Annotated in this window: 13 protein-coding genes; 2 read left to right on the top strand and 11 right to left on the bottom strand. The window is 71.4% G+C overall.

Annotated elements, in window-relative coordinates:
- Window positions 1–139: 139 nt before the first annotated feature.
- From ACFXMG_RS06645 to ACFXMG_RS06605, 9 genes are all read right to left on the bottom strand, one after another.
- Window positions 140–1,765 carry a CHAD domain-containing protein gene (locus tag ACFXMG_RS06645; RefSeq protein ID WP_383821368.1) on the bottom strand — a complete coding sequence of 542 codons (1,626 nt, stop codon included), beginning with the start codon at window positions 1,763–1,765 and terminating at the stop codon, window positions 140–142.
- Between the two features lie 32 nt (window positions 1,766–1,797).
- Complete coding sequence (gene rodA, locus ACFXMG_RS06640) at window positions 1,798–2,997, bottom strand: rod shape-determining protein RodA (protein WP_383821371.1); 1,200 nt, start codon at window positions 2,995–2,997, stop codon at window positions 1,798–1,800.
- Between the two features lie 4 nt (window positions 2,998–3,001).
- Window positions 3,002–5,194, bottom strand: coding sequence for a penicillin-binding protein 2 (gene mrdA, locus ACFXMG_RS06635; protein ID WP_383821373.1), 2,193 nt, complete (start codon window positions 5,192–5,194; stop codon window positions 3,002–3,004).
- Window positions 5,195–5,213: 19 nt separating this feature from the next.
- The gene (gene mreD, locus ACFXMG_RS06630) at window positions 5,214–5,882 is read right to left on the bottom strand and encodes a rod shape-determining protein MreD (protein WP_383821377.1); all 669 of its coding nucleotides are present in this window, start codon (window positions 5,880–5,882) and stop codon (window positions 5,214–5,216) included.
- Window positions 5,879–6,991: a rod shape-determining protein MreC gene (mreC, locus tag ACFXMG_RS06625; RefSeq protein ID WP_383821380.1), complete on the bottom strand. Its 1,113-nt coding sequence runs from the start codon at window positions 6,989–6,991 to the stop codon at window positions 5,879–5,881. Before mreC ends, mreD begins: the two co-directional genes overlap by 4 nt.
- Before the next feature lie 76 nt (window positions 6,992–7,067).
- Complete coding sequence (locus tag ACFXMG_RS06620) at window positions 7,068–8,087, bottom strand: rod shape-determining protein (RefSeq protein ID WP_019886273.1); 1,020 nt, start codon at window positions 8,085–8,087, stop codon at window positions 7,068–7,070.
- A gap of 235 nt (window positions 8,088–8,322) precedes the next feature.
- A complete protein-coding gene (gene ndk, locus ACFXMG_RS06615; protein WP_351107245.1) occupies window positions 8,323–8,736 on the bottom strand; it encodes a nucleoside-diphosphate kinase in 414 nt (137 codons plus the stop codon).
- 66 nt (window positions 8,737–8,802) lie between these two features.
- The gene (locus ACFXMG_RS06610; RefSeq protein ID WP_383821384.1) at window positions 8,803–9,171 is read right to left on the bottom strand and encodes a DUF4233 domain-containing protein; all 369 of its coding nucleotides are present in this window, start codon (window positions 9,169–9,171) and stop codon (window positions 8,803–8,805) included.
- Window positions 9,172–9,177: 6 nt separating this feature from the next.
- Entirely contained in the window at window positions 9,178–10,734 is a 1,557-nt protein-coding gene (locus ACFXMG_RS06605) for a bifunctional folylpolyglutamate synthase/dihydrofolate synthase (RefSeq protein ID WP_383821386.1), read from the bottom strand.
- 65 nt (window positions 10,735–10,799) lie between these two features.
- Here ACFXMG_RS06605 and ACFXMG_RS06600 point away from each other — a divergent pair, with 65 nt between their 5' ends.
- Window positions 10,800–11,822, top strand: a complete 1,023-nt coding sequence (locus ACFXMG_RS06600; protein ID WP_383821389.1) for a rod shape-determining protein — start codon at window positions 10,800–10,802, stop codon at window positions 11,820–11,822.
- 41 nt (window positions 11,823–11,863) lie between these two features.
- On the opposite strand, the gene ACFXMG_RS06595 is transcribed toward ACFXMG_RS06600, so the two are convergent.
- Window positions 11,864–13,003 (bottom strand): sensor histidine kinase, encoded by a 1,140-nt coding sequence (locus ACFXMG_RS06595; RefSeq protein WP_383821392.1) that lies wholly within the window; start codon window positions 13,001–13,003, stop codon window positions 11,864–11,866.
- 167 nt (window positions 13,004–13,170) lie between these two features.
- Entirely contained in the window at window positions 13,171–15,792 is a 2,622-nt protein-coding gene (locus ACFXMG_RS06590; RefSeq protein WP_383821395.1) for a valine--tRNA ligase, read from the bottom strand.
- Window positions 15,793–15,930: 138 nt separating this feature from the next.
- Here ACFXMG_RS06590 and ACFXMG_RS06585 point away from each other — a divergent pair, with 138 nt between their 5' ends.
- The gene (locus ACFXMG_RS06585; RefSeq protein WP_383821398.1) at window positions 15,931–16,875 is read left to right on the top strand and encodes a hypothetical protein; all 945 of its coding nucleotides are present in this window, start codon (window positions 15,931–15,933) and stop codon (window positions 16,873–16,875) included.
- Window positions 16,876–16,883: the final 8 nt, after the last annotated feature.

Genomic DNA, 16,883 nt, shown 5'->3' with positions numbered 1-16,883 from the left:
GACTCTCAAGCGTAACGCGCTACGGAGCACCCCCCACACAACGATCTTCCACCCCCGCTGCCGCGGGGAGCACAGAGCCCAGCGGCCCTCAGCGGACTCGCACGGCGGGCCATCCCCCCTCGCGCGGGGAGATCACTCGTCAGATCAAACGACCGGCCGCGTGTTCGGTGACGGCCCGCTCCCACACCTCCGGCAGCTCGTGTTCGCGGGTCTCGGCGGAGGCTTCCTGCTTCGCGTGGAGAACGCCCCAGGTGAAGGAGGGTTCGCCGGCCTTCTCGGCGTCGGCGGCGAGGTCGCGCAGGGCGGTGCGGGCGACGACGGCGTCCTGGTGGTCGCCGAGGAGGCTCTGGACGGCCTTCACCCTCTTCGCGAGCCGTTTCGCGGGCTTGCCGAGGGTGGGGACGGCGGCGTCGGCGGCGTACCGGGCCCGTTTGGCGGCCTTGCGGGCCTCGTGGAGAGCGAGGTCGCGCTCGTGGCCGGGGGCCAGGGCGAGGGCGGGGGCGATCCGTCCGGCGAGCCGGGCGTGGTCGCGGAGGACCGCCTTCGGCAGCGCCTTCGCGGCCTTCTTCCGGGCGCCGGGGCGCAGCGGCGGGTCGGCGAGGAGGCCCGCGAGGGCGTCGAGGAGGGCGAGGTGGCGGGCGGAGTCGAGGGCGTCGAGGCCGCGGCGGCGGGCGGCGCGGGCGCGGGCCCGGTCCCAGGCGCGCAGCCGGCGGCGGACGGGCCCGCGGCGCTCTTCGCGCGGCAGGTCGTCGAGCGCGGCGCGCAGCCGGGCGTCCAGTACCTCCTGGTCACGGGCGTGCCCGAGCTCGCCGGCGAGCCACTTCAACTCGGCGCCGACCGGGTCGGTGACCTCCCGGTCGAGGACCCGGCGGTAGGTCTTGAAGGCGCTGCGCAGGCGCCGGCAGGCGACACGCATCTGGTGGACGGCGTCGGGCAGGTCACGGCGCACGGCGGGGTCGAGCCGCACAAGGGCCTCGACCTGTTCGCGTACGTACGCGAACACGGCGGCGCCCGCCGATCCCTCGCCCCCCGCCTCCGCCACTCCGCCCGGCGCCAACCCGGTCTCGTCGAGAGCACGAGCGAGCTTGGAGGGAGCGTCGGAGGCCCGAATCCCCGCCTTACGCAGCCGCTTCTCGACGACGTCGAGAACGCCCGGGTCGGCCCCGTCGGCCAGCTCGACCTCGATCTCGGTCCAGGCGGCGGTCCGCGAGGCGGTCGGGGCGACGGCCCCTGCGGCAGTCCCGGCAGCGGTCCGTCCGGCGGTCCCTGCGGCGGCCCCTCCGCCAGTCCCCGCTGCGGCCCCCGCCGCCCCCTCGTCCCGCCCGCCCAGAAGCCGTTCCGCGTGGACCGTGTCGATGGAGAGTTCGGCGAGGATCGTGCCGTTGGTGTCTCTCAGGTGGCGTACGTCGCGTGAGGAGTGGAGGTGGACTACGGGGAGTAGCTCGGCGTGGCGGACTCGGGAGCGGAGGAGGGCTGCCAGGGAGGGTGGGAGCTCGTCCGAGAGCGGGGCCCTGATCTCGTCGCGGACGCCGACCGCGACGGGGAACTTGAGGTGCCAGCCCTCGTCCCGGCCGCCGGTGCGGCGCCGGAGGGTGAGGGAGTCCGCGGCGAGCCGCAGGTCGGCCGTGTCGTAGTAGACCGCGTCGAGGACGGTGACGCCCTCGCCCGTCACCGCCGCGACGCCGGCCGCGCGGGTGAGGTCCGGCAGCCGGGTCTCCGCGGTGGCTTCGTACTTCCGCTCGATCTCGCGCTTCGTCTCCGCCATGCTTCGAATCTAGCCGCCGGGGCGGCGTGGCGTCAGGCGGTCATCGGGCGTTGCACCCGGATCGACTGGAGGAGTCCGATCGCGACCCAGACGGCGAACATGGAGGAGCCGCCGTAGGAGACGAAGGGCAGCGGCAGACCGGCGACGGGCATGATGCCGAGGTTCATGCCGATGTTCTCGAACGCCTGGAAGGCGAACCAGGCGATGATGCCGGCGGCGACGATGGTGCCGTACAGCTCGGTCGTCTCGCGGGCGATCCGGCAGGCGCGCCAGAGGACGATGCCGAGCAGCAGCAGGATGAAGCCGGAGCCGATGAAGCCCAGCTCCTCCCCCGCGACGGTGAAGACGAAGTCGGTCTGCTGTTCGGGGACGAACTGGCCGCTGGTCTGGTGGCCGTTGAAGAGGCCCGCGCCCTTGAGGCCGCCGGAGCCGATGGCGATGCGGGCCTGATTGGTGTTGTAGCCGACGCCGGAGGGGTCGAGATCGGGGTTGGCGAAGGCGGCGAAGCGGTTGATCTGGTACTCGTCGAGCATGCCGAGGGTGGTGACGAGGACCGCGCCCGCGATGCCGGAGCCGATGAGGCCGAGGACCCAGCGGTTGGAGGCGCCGGAGGCCAGCAGGACGCCGAGCACGATGACGATCATCACCATGACCGAGCCCAGGTCGGGCATGAGCATGACGATGCCCATGGGGAGGGCGGCGAGCACCAGGGCCTTGGCGACGGTGCCGTGGTCCGGATGGAGCTGGTCGCCCGCGTCCACCTTCGAGGCCAGCAGCATCGCCATCACCAGGATGATGGTGATCTTCACGAACTCGCTGGGCTGGAGCGAGAAGCCGCCGCCGACCACGATCCACGCGTGGGCGCCGTTGATGGTCGCGCCGAGCGGGGTGAGGACGGCGAGGATCAGCACGATCGACAGGCCGTAGAGGACCGGGACCGCCCCGCGCAGGGTGCGGTGGCCGAGCCAGACCGTGCCGATCATCAGCACCACGCCGATACCGGTGTTCAGCAGGTGCCGGAAGAGGAAGTAGTACGGGTCCCCGTTGTTCAGCTCGGTACGGCCCCGGGTCGCCGACCACACCAGCAGCGAGCCGATGAGGGAGAGCGCGAGCGCCGAGAGCAGGATCGGCCAGTCGAGCCGGCGCAGCACCGAGTCACGGGCGGTCAGCCGGGCGACGGTGCCGCGCTCGGGGGCGTAACGGGAGACGAAGAACTTCCTCCGCTTCGGCATCGGGTCAGTCCCTCCTGTTGGGGGGCGTGCCCGCGAGCGGCGGCGGCGCGACGCCGTCCGTCCCGTTCGGGTCGACCAGCTGGGACTTGGGGTCGTACGCCTTGATCACCGGGGCGTCGATGGTGCCGTCGGGGTTGACCTTCGGCAGCGTCTTCTGCGGCCCGGGGAGCAGCGCGCGCTTGAGGTTCTGGTTGCCCGCGTCGTCGAGCCCGTAGAGGGCGTCGTAGATGTTGCGGACGGCGGGGCCGGAGGCGCCGGAGCCGGTGCCGCCCTGGGAGATGGTCATGACGATGGTGAAGTCGTCGGTGTAGGTCGCGAGCCAGGAGGTGGTCTGCTTGCCGTAGACCTGGGCGGTGCCGGTCTTGGCGCGCATCGGGATCTTGTCCTGGGGCCAGCCGCCGAAGCGCCAGGCGGCGGTGCCGCCGGGCTCGACGACCGAGCGCAGGCCCTTGTCGAGGTCGCGGACGGTCTCGGCGCTGACCGGCAGCTTGCCGTGGGACGTGGGCTTGATCTCGCGGACCTGCTTGCCGTCCGGGCTGATCACGGCCTTGCCGACGGAGGGGTCGTAGAGGGTGCCGCCGTTGCTGATGGCCGCGTAGATGGTGGCCATCTGGATCGGGGTGACGAGGACGTCGCCCTGCCCGATGGCGAAGTTGATGCTGTCGTACGCCTTCAGCTGGTTGCCCTCAAGACAGTTCTCGTACGCGATCTGCTCGACGTAGCTGCCGCCCTTCTTGCCCTGCTTGCACCAGGCGTCCTTGTTGGCCTCCCAGAACGCCTGCTTCCACTGGCGGTCGGGGATCCGGCCCTTGACCTCGTTGGGCAGGTCGATGCCGGTCTCCGAGCCGAGGCCGAAGTCGCGGGCGGTCACGTAGAACCAGTCCTTGGAGTCCTTGTTCGCGGTGATGCCGCCGTCCTTCTGCCACTCCTTGTGGCCGAGGGCGTAGAAGACGGTGTTGCAGGAGTACTTGAGGGCGTCTCCGAGGGTGATGGGGCCGTGCCCCTGGGACTCGAAGTTGGCGAAGCTGCGGCTGCCGAGGCTGTACGAGGCGCTGCAGTTGTACGTGTCGTTGAAGTCGTAGCCCGCCCGGACGGCGGCGCTCGCCGAGATCACCTTGAAGATGGAGCCGGCCGGCGCCTGGCCCTGGATGCCGCGGTTGAGCAGCGGGTAGTTGGACTTCTTGCTGGTGAGGGCGGCGTAGTCCTTCGCGGAGATGCCGCCGATCCAGACGTTGGGGTCGTAGTCGGGCTGGGAGGCCATGGCGACGACCCGCCCGGTCTTCGTCTCCATGACGACGACGGCGCCGGAGTCGGCCTCGTACTTGCGGCCGGTGATCTTGTCCGTCTCGCCGCGGACCGTCTTCATCGCCTGCGCGAGCTCGTACTCGGCGACGGACTGGACGCGGGCGTCGATGCTGGTGACGAGGGTGGAACCGGCCACGCCCGGGTCGGACTTGGTCTGGCCCATGACGCGCCCGAGGTTGTCGACCTCGTAGCGGGTCACCCCGGCCTTGCCGCGCAGCTCCTTGTCGTAGGTGCGCTCGATGCCGGAGCGGCCGACCTGGTCGGAGCGGAGGAACGGGGAGTCGGTGTCCTTGGCCTTGGTGATCTCGTCGTCGGTGACGGGCGAGAGGTAGCCGAGCACCTGGGAGGTACGGGCCTTGCCGGGGGCCGGGTAGCGGCGGACGGCGGTGAGCTCGGCGGTGATGCCGGGGAAGTCCTCGGTGCTCTCCCGGATGGTGAGCGCCTGCTGGACGGTGGCCTCGTCGGTCACCGGGATCGGCTGGTAGGGGGAGCCGTTCCAGCAGGGCTTGGGCGTCTGGGAGTCGCAGAGCCGGATCTTGTTGGCGACGTCCTCGGGCTTCATGTTCAGGACGCCGGCGAGCCGGGTGAGGACGGCCTTGCCGTCGTCCTTCATCTTCATCAGCTCGGTGCGCGAGGCGGAGACCACGAGCCGGGTCTCGTTGTCGGCGAGCGGGACGCCGCGGGCGTCGAGGATCGAGCCGCGGACGGCCGGCGTGACGACCTGCTGGATGTTGTTGGACTTGGCCTCGTCGGCGTACTCCTTGCCGTTGCGGATCTGGAGGTACCAGAGCCGGCCGCCCAGGGTGAGCAGCAGCGAGAAGACGAGGACCTGGATGACGACGAGCCGGGTCTGGACCCGTGGGGTCCGTCCGGTCTCGGGGATGTTGCTCATGCTGCCGGTGCCCCCTCGGTCACAGTCGCTTGACTCCCTTGATGCGTCCGGCGCGGCCCGCCCGGGTGCGGGCGGCCTTGACGCGGAGGCCGCCGCGCTGGGTGCCGATCCTCAGGCCGGTGCCGGAGGAGAGCCAGCCGGAGGCGACGTCTCCCGCGCCCGCCCCCGTGGCGTCGGCGACCGGGTCGTTCTCCGCGCGGCGGGCCAGGGCCATGATGAGCGGCACCGTGAAGGGCGCCAGCAGCAGGTCGTAGACGACGGCGGTGAAGAGCAGGGAGCCGAGGCCGACGTGGCGGGCGGCGGTGTCGCCGACGAGGGCGCCGACGCCCGCGTAGAGCAGGGTCGAGCCGACGGCCGCGCCGACGACGGCGGCCATCGGGCCGACCGCGGAGGTGAAGCGGCCGTTCTCGGGCCGGACGAGGCCGACGAGGTAGCCGACGACGCAGAGCACGAGCGCGTAGCGGCCGGCGGCGTGGTCGGCGGGCGGGGCCAGGTCGGCGAGGAGGCCGGCGGAGAAGCCGACGAGCGAGCCGGTGACGGGCCCGTGGACGAGGGCGAGGGCGACGACGGTGAGGAGGACGAGGTCCGGTACGGCTCCGGGGAGCTGGAGCCGGGCGAGGACGGTGACCTGGACGACGAGGGCGACCACGATCAGGGTCGCGGAGAGGAGGATGCGGTTGAACTTCACGGTGTCGCGTCCTCCTGGTCGTTCGGGTTCTGTGCCTGGCCGTTCGGCTTCTGGGCCTGGCCGTTCGGGTTCTGTGCCTGGCCGTCCGGCTTCTGGGCCTGGTCCTGCGCCTGGCCCTGGACCGGCTGGTCGGCCGCCTCGCCCTGGACCGGCTGGTCGGCCGCCTCGCCCTGGGCCTGCTCGCCGGCCTGCTCGCCTTCGGCGGGCGGCTTCGCGGTGACCGTGACCGTGACGGTCGGCGCGGGCTTGGGCTTCTGCGGCAGCACCGTGTCGCGCGGGTCGGATCGGGGAGCCTGGACGACGACGCCGACGATGTCGAGCTTGCTGAAGCCGACGTACGGGCGGACGTAGACGTTGCGGGTGAGGCCGCCGCCCATGGGGTCGACGCGGACGATCTCGCCGACGGGCACGCCGGGCACGAAGGGCCGGTCGCCGGCCGAGCCGAAGGTGACGAGGCGGTCGCCCGCCTTCACCTTGGCCTTGCCGTTGAGGAGCTGGACCAGCAGCGGCCGGTCGCCCTGGCCGGTGGCGAAGCCGAGTTCGTCGGTCTTCTCCATGCGGGTGCCGACGGTGAAGTCGGGGTCGTTGGCGAGCAGGACCGTGGAGGTCGACGGGCCGACGGTGGTGACCCGGCCGACGAGTCCGGCGCCGTTGAGCACCGTCATGTCGCGCTGGATGCCGTCGCGCGCGCCGGCGTCGATGGTGACGGTCCAGGAGAAGCCCTGGGCCGACCCTATGGCGATGACCTGCGCGCCCTTGATGCCGTACTGGCCGGCGCCGGCGGTCTTGAGCAGGGAGTCGAGCTCGCGCAGCCGGTTGCGGTTGCGGTCGTCGCTGCCGAGCTCCGCCTTGAGCTCGGCGTTCTCCTTCTCCAGGGCGGCGATCCGGTTGTGCCGCTCGCCGGAGTCCCGGACGGCGCCTATGGCGTTGCCGATGGGGTCGACGGCCGCCGCCATTCCGTTCTCGACCGGGCCGAAGACGGCGGCGGCGGCCTGCCGGGCGCCGTCGACCGGCGACTCCTGGCCGCCGCGGATGTCCACCGTGATCAGCGCGAACGCGACGGCGACCAGCAGCACCAGGAGCAGCCGGCTCTCTCGTGTGTCCCTCACGTGCGGCGGCCGTGCCCTTCCTCGTGGTTCGTTGTGCAGATCTTCGTACCGTACGGGCTCGCGCCCGGCCGATCCGTCAGCGGCGCGGCTGGGCGTCCAGGACCTGCTGGAGGGCCTCGAACTCCTCGACGCACTTGCCCGATCCGAGCGCCACCGAGTCCAGCGGGTCCTCGGCGATGTGGATCGGCATGCCGGTCTCGCGGCGGAGCCGCTCGTCGAGGCCGCGGAGCAGGGCGCCGCCACCCGTGAGAACGATGCCGCGGTCCATCACGTCACCGGAGAGCTCCGGCGGGCACTTGTCGAGCGTGGTCTTGACGGCGTCGACGATCGCGTTGACCGGCTCCTCGATGGCCTTGCGGACCTCGGCGGCCGAGATGACGACGGTCTTGGGGAGGCCCGAGACGAGGTCGCGGCCGCGGATCTCGGTGTGCTCGTCCTGCTCCAGGTCGTAGGCCGAGCCGATGGTGATCTTGATCTGTTCGGCGGTGCGCTCACCGAGGAGGAGGGAGTACTCCTTCTTGATGTGCTGGATGATCGCGTTGTCCAGCTCGTCGCCGGCGACCCGGATGGACTGTGCCGTGACGATTCCTCCGAGGGAGATCACCGCGACCTCGGTGGTGCCGCCGCCGATGTCGACGACCATGTTGCCGGTGGCCTCGTGGACGGGGAGGCCCGAGCCGATGGCGGCGGCCATGGGCTCCTCGATGATGTGCACCTGACGGGCGCCGGCCTGGGTGGACGCCTCGATGACGGCGCGGCGCTCGACTCCGGTGATGCCGGAGGGCACGCAGACCACGACCCGGGGGCGGGCGAGGTAGCGCCGCTTGTGGATCTTGAGGATGAAGTAGCGGAGCATCCGCTCGGTGATCTCGAAGTCGGCGATGACGCCGTCCTTCAGCGGGCGCACGGCGACGATGTTGCCGGGGGTCCTGCCGATCATCTTCTTCGCCTCGGCACCCACCGCGAGGATTCCGCCGGTGTTGGTGTTGATCGCGACGACGGACGGCTCGTTGAGGACGATGCCTCGACCCCTGACGTACACCAGCGTGTTGGCGGTCCCGAGGTCGACAGCCATGTCACGGCCGATGAACGACATGAAGTTCCCCTTGTTTCCCATGGCTGAGGGTGGTGCGGCGAAGAGTTTTCATCGTAGTGCCGCTCACGCGGATGGCGCGCGCTGGTCCACCTCTGTACTAGGTGACGGTAGGACGCGGCGATCCGTTCCCGGGATTGGCGTTCATATGCCTGGGGGCGGCCGAATTCCTTCGGTCGCCCCACACGGTGCCGCTTTCGGCTGACGGCAGGTCAGCCCATCGTCACGCCCGGCCGGGTCAGGCGAGACCCGGGAAGAAGATCTTCAGCTCGCGCGCGGCGGACTCCTCGGAGTCCGAGGCGTGGATGAGGTTCTCGCGGACGATGGTGCCGAAGTCGCCGCGGATGGAGCCCGGGGCGGCGGCGATCGGGTCGGTCGGGCCCGCCAGCTGGCGGACGCCCTCGATGACCCGCTCGCCCTCGACGACGAGCGCGACGACCGGACCGGAGGACATGAAGCCCATCAGCGGCTCGTAGAAGGGCTTGCCCTTGTGCTCGCCGTAGTGCTGCTCCAGCGTCTCCTGGTCCAGCTCGCGCAGCTCCAGGGCCGCGAGGGTCCAGCCGGCCTTGCGCTCGATGCGGCCGATGATCTCGCCGATCAGACCGCGGCGGACCGCGTCGGGCTTGAGCAGGACGAGCGTGCGCTGGCTCACGGGGGGAACTCCTTCGGGAGGGGTGTGTGCGGGCCTATGAATCTACAGGGCCCGCACCGCCCTCCGTCACGCAGCGTCAGGCCCTGCGGAGCCCTGGGCCGCGCCGTTCGAGGCGGCCCAGCGGGCCTTGATCTCGTCCACCCGGCGCCCGTAGTGCACCGAGCACCACCACAGCACGGCGAAGACGGCCCCGAGGAAGAACATGACGGGGACGAAGAAGCCGCTGAGGATCAGCCCGATCTGGAGCGCCCAGCCGAGCTGGACACCACCGGGACGGGTGATCATCCCGCAGAGCAGCACGGAGAGGACCATCGCGACGCCGCACACCCACCAGACGGTGGAGGTGGTGAGGCTGTCGTCCTTCATCGCGACGAGACCGGCGAAGCCGATGACGAAGAACTCGCCGATGAGCGTGGAGGAGCAGAGCGTGCGCATTCCGGGTCAGCCCCTCTTGAGCAGCAGCCGGGCGTCGCCGACCGTGAAGATCGAACCGGTCACCAGCACGCCGGCGCCGCCGTACTCGGCCTCCTCCTCGGCGAGCGTGATCGCCGCCTCCAGGGCGTCGGGCAGCCGGGGCTCGACGACGACCCGGTCCTCGCCGAAGACCTCGACGGCGACCGCGGCGAGCGTGTCGGCGTCGGTGGCGCGGGCGGTGGAGTTCTGGGTGATGACGATCTCCGCGAAGATCGGCTCGAACGCCTCCAGGAGCCCGCGGGCGTCCTTGTCGCCGCTGGTGGAGACGACGCCGATGAGCCGGGAGAAGCCGAACGCCTCGGAGACGGCCTCGGCGGTGGCGCGGGCCCCGTGCGGGTTGTGCGCGGCGTCCAGGATGACCGTCGGGGAGGAGCGGACGACCTCCAGGCGGCCGGGCGACGAGGTCTGCGCGAAGGCGCGCCGGACGGTCTCGATGTCGAGCGTGCGGGCGTGCTCGGCGCCGATGCCGAAGAACGCCTCGACGGCGGCGAGCGCCACGGCCGCGTTGTGCGCCATGTGGGCGCCGTACAGCGGCAGGAAGACGCCGTCGTACTCGCCGCCGAGCCCACGCAGCGTCAGCAGCTGTCCGCCGACGGCCACCTCGCGGGAGACGAGGCCGAACTCCATGCCCTCGCGGGCCACGGTCGCGTCGACGTCGACGGCCTTCTTGAGGAGGACCTGGGCGGCGTCCACCGGCTGCTGGGCCAGGATGACGGTCGCGCCGGGCTTGATGATCCCGGACTTCTCGCCGGCGATCGCGCCGGTGGTCTCGCCGAGCCGGTCGGTGTGGTCCAGGTCGATCGGGGTGACGACGGCGACGGAGCCGTCGATCACGTTCGTCGCGTCCCAGGTGCCGCCCATGCCGACCTCGACGACGGCCGCGTCGACCGGGGCGTCGGCGAAGGCCGCGTAGGCCATTCCGGTGAGGACCTCGAAGAAGGAGAGGCGGTACTCCTCCCGGGCGTCGACCATCTCCACGTACGGCTTGACGTCCTGGTAGGTCTCGATGAACCGCTCGGCGGAGATCGGGGCGCCGTCCAGGCTGATCCGCTCGGTGATGGTCTGCACGTGCGGCGAGGTGTAGCGGCCGGTGCGCAGCTCGAAGGCGGTGAGCAGGGACTCGATCATGCGGGCCGTCGACGTCTTGCCGTTGGTGCCCGTGATGTGGATCGAGGGGTACGCGCGCTGCGGCTCGCCCAGCACGTCCATCAGGGCCGCGATCCGCTTGACCGACGGCTCCAGCTTGGTCTCGCCCCAGCGGGTCGAGAGCTCGGTCTCGACCTCGCGGAGCGCCTTGTCCAGCTCCGGGTCCTCGGGGCGGGTGGGCACGGGGTCGCCCAGCGGCGGTCCGGCCTGCGCGCGCAGGGTGCGGCTGCCGGCCTCGATCACCGCCAGGTCGGGGTCGCGATCGGTCGCTTCGCCGACGATGTCGTCGAAGCCGTCGTCGGTGTGGTCGGCGTGGTCGCGCGGGTCGCTCGGGTCACTCACGGACCCAAGTCTACGGAGACCCACCGACAGGACCATGGACCCACCCCTTTCGGGACCTTCGGTCCGCCGTCCGCCGGGGCGGCGCGGCAAACTTGGCGATCATGGACATAGGCATCGATCTCGGCACGGCCAACACCCTCCTCTACGCGCGCGGGCAGGGCATCGTGCTCAACGAGCCGTCCGTGGTGGCGGTCCAGGAGGGCTCGCGGCACGCGCTCGCGGTCGGCGCCGAGGCGAAGGAGACGATCGGCAGGACCCCGGGGTCGATCACCGCGATCCGGCCCCTGCGGGACGGCGTGATCAGCGACTACGAGGCGGCCGAGGAGATGATCCGGCACTTCGTCCGCAAGGCTGTGCCGGGGCGGCGCCGGCCGCGGACCCGGATGGTCGTGTGCGTGCCGAGCGGGGTGACGCCGGTCGAGCGGCGGGCGATCGTGCACGCCTCGATCTCGGCGGGCGCGCGGGCCGTCCACCTCATCGAGGAGCCGATGGCGGCGGCGATCGGGGCGGGCCTGCCGGTCTCCGACCCGCGCGGCTCGATGGTGGTCGACATCGGCGGCGGGACGACCGAGGTGGCGGTGATCTCGCTCGGGGGCATCGTCACCGCGCAGTCGCTGCGGGTCGGCGGCGACCGGTTCGACGCGGCGATCACCGACTACGTCCGCAAGGAGCACTCGCTGCTCATCGGGGAGCGGACGGCGGAGGACGTGAAGGTGGCGATCGGCTCGGCGTGGCCGGTGCCGGGCGACGAGGAGTTCGAGCGGCGCACCTTCACCGTGCGCGGCCGGGAGAAGGTCGGCGGCCTGCCGCAGACGGTGGAGCTGACCGTCCCCGAGGTCCGGCATGCCCTGGACGAGCCGGTGGAGGCGGTCGTCGCGGCGGTCCGGGTGACCCTGGAGGAGTGCCCGCCGGAGCTGTCCGGCGACGTGATGGAACACGGCATCACCCTGACCGGCGGGGGAGCCCTCCTCCCGGCCCTCGACCTCAGGCTGGCCTCGGCCACCGGCATCCCGGTCTCCGTGGCCGACGCCCCGCTCGACTGCGTGGCCCTGGGCTCGGGCCGCTGCGTGGAGGACTTCGACGGCCTCCAGCGGGTCCTGGGCAAGGCGGAATCGGCGCGTTAGGCCGTACGGGGCGGGGTCCGGTCCGTACCGGACACGCGGGCTCAGCGGCCGAGGCCCGACGGGAGGGTCGCCCGGACCGCGTAGGTGTCGTCCTCCTCCCCCGCCGTGAGGGTGCCGCCCATGCTGGAGACGCGTTCGCGCATCGAGACGAGGCCGGTGCCGGTGGAGACGGGGGCGCGGTCCGGCGGGGTCTTCGGGAGCGGGTTGCGGACCTCGATCCACAGGTCCGGGCCCTCGACGCCGATCCCGACCCGCACCGGCAGGCCCGGCGCGTGCTTCGCGGCGTTCGTCAGGCACTCCTGGACCACCCGGTAGACCGCGGCCTGCCGCAGCGGCGAGAGCGCCTTCACGGCCGCGGCCACGTCCAGCTCCACGGGGCCGCCCATCCGCTCGCTCTCGGCGGCCAGGTCGGCGAGGCCCTCCAGTCCTGGCGTGGCACCCTCCCGGTCGGCGCGCCGGACGATGGTCTCGTTGAGCATGAGGTGGGCGCGCCGGGCGGTGTCGGCCAGCTCCTCGAAGTCCTTCTGGTGGGCGTCGCCCCGGGCCCGTACGGAGAGCACCTCGGCCCGCACCGCGAGCACGGTCAGCTCGCGCCCGACGAGGTCGTGGACGTCCCGCCCGACCTGGATGCGCTCGTCCTGGACGGCCTGCCGGGCGGCGGCGTCGCGCCGCTGGACCTCCAGGGCGCGGACGAGGTCCTGGCGGTACGCGGCGATGCCGACGCCCGAGGCGAGCACGCCGATGGGGATGACCAGGCTGAGGAAGTCGCTCAGCGTGGCGCCGTGCCGGACGGGCCAGCCGGGCGTGTGGAAGTAGGCGTACGCGACCGCCACGTAGAGGAGGGTCGCGACGATCGCGGCCCGGCGGCCCCGGAAGCGCCCGATCGAGTACAGCGCGAACTGGATCATGGTGAGCTCGTGGAGCCAGCCCAGCAGTCCGAGCGCGACGAGGTACGGCACCCAGGGCGCCCGGCGGCGCAGCACCAGGGTCGCGGCGCCCGCGGCGAGGACCAGGGTGGCGGTGACGCCGGTGAGGGAGTTGTCCGCCCGGGCGAGTCCGGGCACGTCCAGCACCATCAGGGCGAAGGCGCTGAGCGCCGTGACGACGTCCAGGGCGCGGGGCGAGACGGCCCACCGGTCCACACAGCGGCGCAGCGCGGGCACGGCGGGGAGGCGGAACATGCCTCCATCATCCAGGGTCCTTGGTCCCGACGCCGTGGACCTGAAGTCCCGTCTGCTGTGAGATCAGGCACTTCGTCCGGGTTCCCGTGGCCCGCCCCGGGGGCCGGACGCCGGACACGCGGAAGGGCCCGGGACCGTGGCGGTCCCGGGCCCTTCCTCCGTACGGGCTACGCCTGCGGCAGGCGGTCCAGCTGGGACTGGATGCGGGCGATGTCCTCGTCCGCCTTGGCCAGCCGGCCCTTGATCTTGTCCACGACGTTGTCGGGCGCCTTCGCCAGGAACGCCTCGTTGCCGAGCTTGGCCTCGGCCTGGGCCTTCTCCTTCTCGGCGGCGGCGAGGTCCTTCGCGAGGCGCTTGCGCTCGGCGGCGACGTCGATGGTGCCGGACAGGTCGAGCGCGACCTCGGCGCCGGCGACCGGCAGGGAGGCGGTGGCGGAGAAGCCCTCGCCCTCCGGCTGGAGGCGCAGCAGTTGGCGGATGGCCGCCTCGTGCGGGGCCAGCGCGGTGCCGGTGACGTCCAGGCGGGCCGGGACCTTCTGGCCGGGCTGGAGGCCCTGGTCGGAACGGAACCGGCGGACCTCGGTGACGACCTGCTGGACCAGCTCGATCTCCTTCTCCGCGGCCTCGTCGCGGAAGCCGCTGTCCTTCGGCCAGTCCGCGACGACGAGGGACTCGCCGCCGGTGAGGGTGGTCCACAGGGTGTCGGTGACGAAGGGGACGATCGGGTGCAGCATGCGCAGGGTGACGTCGAGGACCTCGCCGAGGACGCGGGCCGAGACCTTGGCCTGCTCGCCGCCGTCGAAGAAGGTCGTCTTGGACAGCTCGACGTACCAGTCGAAGACCTCGTCCCACGCGAAGTGGTAGAGGGCGTCGGCGAGCTTCGCGAACTGGTAGTCGTCGTAGAAGGCGTCCGCCTCGGCGACGACCTTGTTCAGCCGCGAGAGGATCCAGCGGTCGGTCGCCGACATGTCCGCGACGTCCGGCAGCGGGCCCTCGACCGTGGCGCCGTTCATCATCGCGAAGCGGGTCGCGTTCCAGATCTTGTTGGCGAAGTTCCGGGACGCCTGGACCCAGTCCTCGCCGATCGGGACGTCGACGCCGGGGTTGGCGCCCTTGGCCAGGGTGAAGCGCAGGGCGTCGGAGCCGTACTTGTCCATCCAGTCCAGCGGGTTGACCGTGTTTCCGAACGACTTCGACATCTTCTTGCCGAACTCGTCGCGGACCATGCCGTGGAAGGCGATCGTGCGGAACGGCGGCTGGCCGTCCATCGCGTACAGGCCGAACATCATCATCCGGGCGACCCAGAAGAACATGAGGTCGTAGCCGGTGACCAGGACGGAGTTCGGGTAGAACTTCTCCAGGTCCGGGGTCCGCTCCGGCCAGCCGAGCGTGGAGAACGGCCACAGGCCGGAGGAGAACCACGTGTCGAGGACGTCGGTGTCCTGCGTCCAGCCCTCGCCCGTGGGCGCCTCGTCGTCGGGGCCGACGCAGACCAGCTCGCCGTTCGGGCCGTGCCAGACGGGGATGCGGTGGCCCCACCACAGCTGGCGCGAGATGCACCAGTCGTTGAGGTTGTCGACCCAGTCGAAGTAGCGCTGCGACATGTCGGCCGGGTGAATGTTCACCTGGCCATCTCGGACCGCGTCGCCGGCGGCCTTGGCCAGCGTCTCGACCTTGACCCACCACTGGAGCGACAGGCGCGGTTCCAGCGTCGTCTTGCAGCGCGAGCAGTGGCCGACGGAGTGGACGTACGGGCGCTTCTCGGCGACGATCCGGCCGTCGGCGCGCAGGGCGGCGACGATCGCGGAACGGGCCTCGAAACGGTCCAGGCCCTGGAAGGGACCGTGGACGGTGATGATGCCGCGCTCGTCGAGGACCTCGATGGACTCCAGGCCGTGGCGCTGGCCGATGGCGAAGTCGTTCGGGTCGTGCGCCGGGGTCACCTTGACGGCGCCGGTGCCGAACTCCGGGTCGACGTGGGTGTCGGCGACGACCGGGATCGTACGGTCGGTCAGCGGCAGCTTGATCCGCCTGCCGATCAGGTGGGCGTACCGCTCGTCGTCGGGGTGGACGGCGACGGCGGTGTCGCCGAGCATCGTCTCCGCGCGGGTCGTGGCGACGACGATGGTGTCGTCCCCGTCGCCGTACTTCATGGAGACGAGCTCGCCGTCGTCCTCCTGGTAGTCCACCTCGATGTCCGAGATGGCCGTCAGGCAGCGCGGGCACCAGTTGATGATGCGCTCGGCGCGGTAGATCAGGCCGTCGTCGAACATCTTCTTGAAGACGGTCTGGACGGCGCGGGACAGGCCCTCGTCCATGGTGAAGCGGTCCCGGCTCCAGGCCAGGCCCTCGCCGAGGCGGCGCATCTGGCCGGCGATCTGACCGCCGGACTCGGCCTTCCACTCCCAGACGCGCTCGACGAACGCCTCGCGGCCCAGGTCGTGGCGGGACTTGCCCTCCTTGGCGAGCTCGCGCTCGACGACGTTCTGGGTGGCGATGCCGGCGTGGTCCATGCCGGGCTGCCACAGCGTCTCGAAACCCTGCATGCGCTTGCGGCGGGTGAGGGCGTCGATCAGCGTGTGCTCGAAGGCGTGGCCCAGGTGGAGCGAGCCGGTGACGTTCGGCGGCGGGATGACGATCGTGTACGCCGGCTTCTCGCTCTTCGCGTCCGCCTCGAAGTACCCCCGCTCCACCCAGCGCTCGTACAGCGGCCCCTCTACCTCGGCCGGCGTGTACTGGGTCGGCAGTTCGGTGGTGGGCGCTGTCTGCTGCTGAGTGTTCTCGGTCACGGGCCCAGTTTAGGGGGGTCGCGGCTCTGTCCCGAAACGCGATTGTTCCGTAACGGTGTGACCCCCACCGCTCCATCACCTGATCGCTTCCGACAGGATGTTCGCTACGCATAAACGTCCTGTGAGGGGAAGCAGTCGATGAGCTACAACCAGCCGGGTCCGTACGGCGGCCAGCAGCCGCAGCAGCCCGGGCCCTACGGCCAGCAGCCCGGCCCGTACGGCCAGCCGCAGGCGCCGCAGCCCGGTTACGGCTACCCCCAGCAGGCCCCGCAGGGCGTGCCGCCGCAGCAGCAGCCGCCGTACGGCTACCCCCAGCAGCAGCCCAACCCCTACGGCCAGCAGCCCCAGTACGGCGCCCCGCAGACCCCCGGCGGCTACGTGCCCCACCCCCCGGCCCCGAAGAAGAGCAAGTCCCCGCTGATCATCGGCGCGGTGGCCGTCGTGGCGGCGATCGCGGTCGGCGCGTACTTCGTGATCGGCGGCGGTGGCGGCGCCGACGTCGCGAACGACGGCCCGCACAAGCTGGTGACGCCGGAGACGGTGCTGGGCGAGTACAAGAAGGCGCCGGACGAGGGCAAGCAGTCGACCGAGGACGACTTCATCAAGGACGCGGAGGGGTACGGCGTCAAGGGGGCCCAGCGCGCCAACGCTTCGTGGCAGACGAAGGACGAGAGCAACCCGCTCGCCGGCAAGATGCTGGCGTTCGGTGGCGCGTACGGCGAGATCGCGGACCCGGAGAAGACCGTCGACAACGTCTTCGCCGGTATGAAGGCTGAGATCGAGGCCGAGAAGGACCCGAAGGAGAAGGGCCAGCTGGTCGGCGAGCCCAGGACGGTCACGCCCGAGGGATTCGAGGGCGCCGTGCTGAAGTGCCAGGAGGTCAAGGCGCCGACGGGCGAGGAGTCCGGGGGCCTCGGCCCCAAGGAGGTCACCATGCCCTTCTGCGTCTGGGGCGACCACAGCACGCTCGCCTACGTGACGCACTTCAACCTGGCCGACATGATGACCGGCAAGGGCGGAACCATCGAAGACGTCGCCGCCATCGCCGCCAAGCTCCGCAAGGAAGTCCGCGTCAAGATCTGACGCACCGG

It is taken from the genome of Streptomyces sp. NPDC059201 (assembly GCF_042754585.1).
In the GTDB taxonomy this organism is placed as follows: domain Bacteria; phylum Actinomycetota; class Actinomycetes; order Streptomycetales; family Streptomycetaceae; genus Streptomyces.
The sequence above is the reverse complement of the archived record's forward strand: the minus strand, read 5'-3'. Positions and strand labels throughout refer to the sequence as shown.

Excerpts from the sequence above, each read along its gene's own strand:
- ACFXMG_RS06645 (WP_383821368.1), bottom strand. The coding sequence starts at position 1,765 with ATGGCGGAGACGAAGCGCGAGATCGAGCGGAAGTACGAAGCCACCGCG.
- ACFXMG_RS06595 (WP_383821392.1), bottom strand. The coding sequence starts at position 13,003 with ATGTTCCGCCTCCCCGCCGTGCCCGCGCTGCGCCGCTGTGTGGACCGG.
- ACFXMG_RS06610 (WP_383821384.1), bottom strand. The coding sequence starts at position 9,171 with ATGCGCACGCTCTGCTCCTCCACGCTCATCGGCGAGTTCTTCGTCATC.
- rodA (WP_383821371.1), bottom strand. The coding sequence starts at position 2,997 with ATGCCGAAGCGGAGGAAGTTCTTCGTCTCCCGTTACGCCCCCGAGCGC.
- mrdA (WP_383821373.1), bottom strand. The coding sequence starts at position 5,194 with ATGAGCAACATCCCCGAGACCGGACGGACCCCACGGGTCCAGACCCGG.
- ACFXMG_RS06600 (WP_383821389.1), top strand. The coding sequence starts at position 10,800 with ATGGACATAGGCATCGATCTCGGCACGGCCAACACCCTCCTCTACGCG.
- ACFXMG_RS06605 (WP_383821386.1), bottom strand. The coding sequence starts at position 10,734 with ATGGTCCTGTCGGTGGGTCTCCGTAGACTTGGGTCCGTGAGTGACCCG.
- ACFXMG_RS06620 (WP_019886273.1), bottom strand. The coding sequence starts at position 8,087 with ATGTCGTTCATCGGCCGTGACATGGCTGTCGACCTCGGGACCGCCAAC.
- ACFXMG_RS06585 (WP_383821398.1), top strand. The coding sequence starts at position 15,931 with ATGAGCTACAACCAGCCGGGTCCGTACGGCGGCCAGCAGCCGCAGCAG.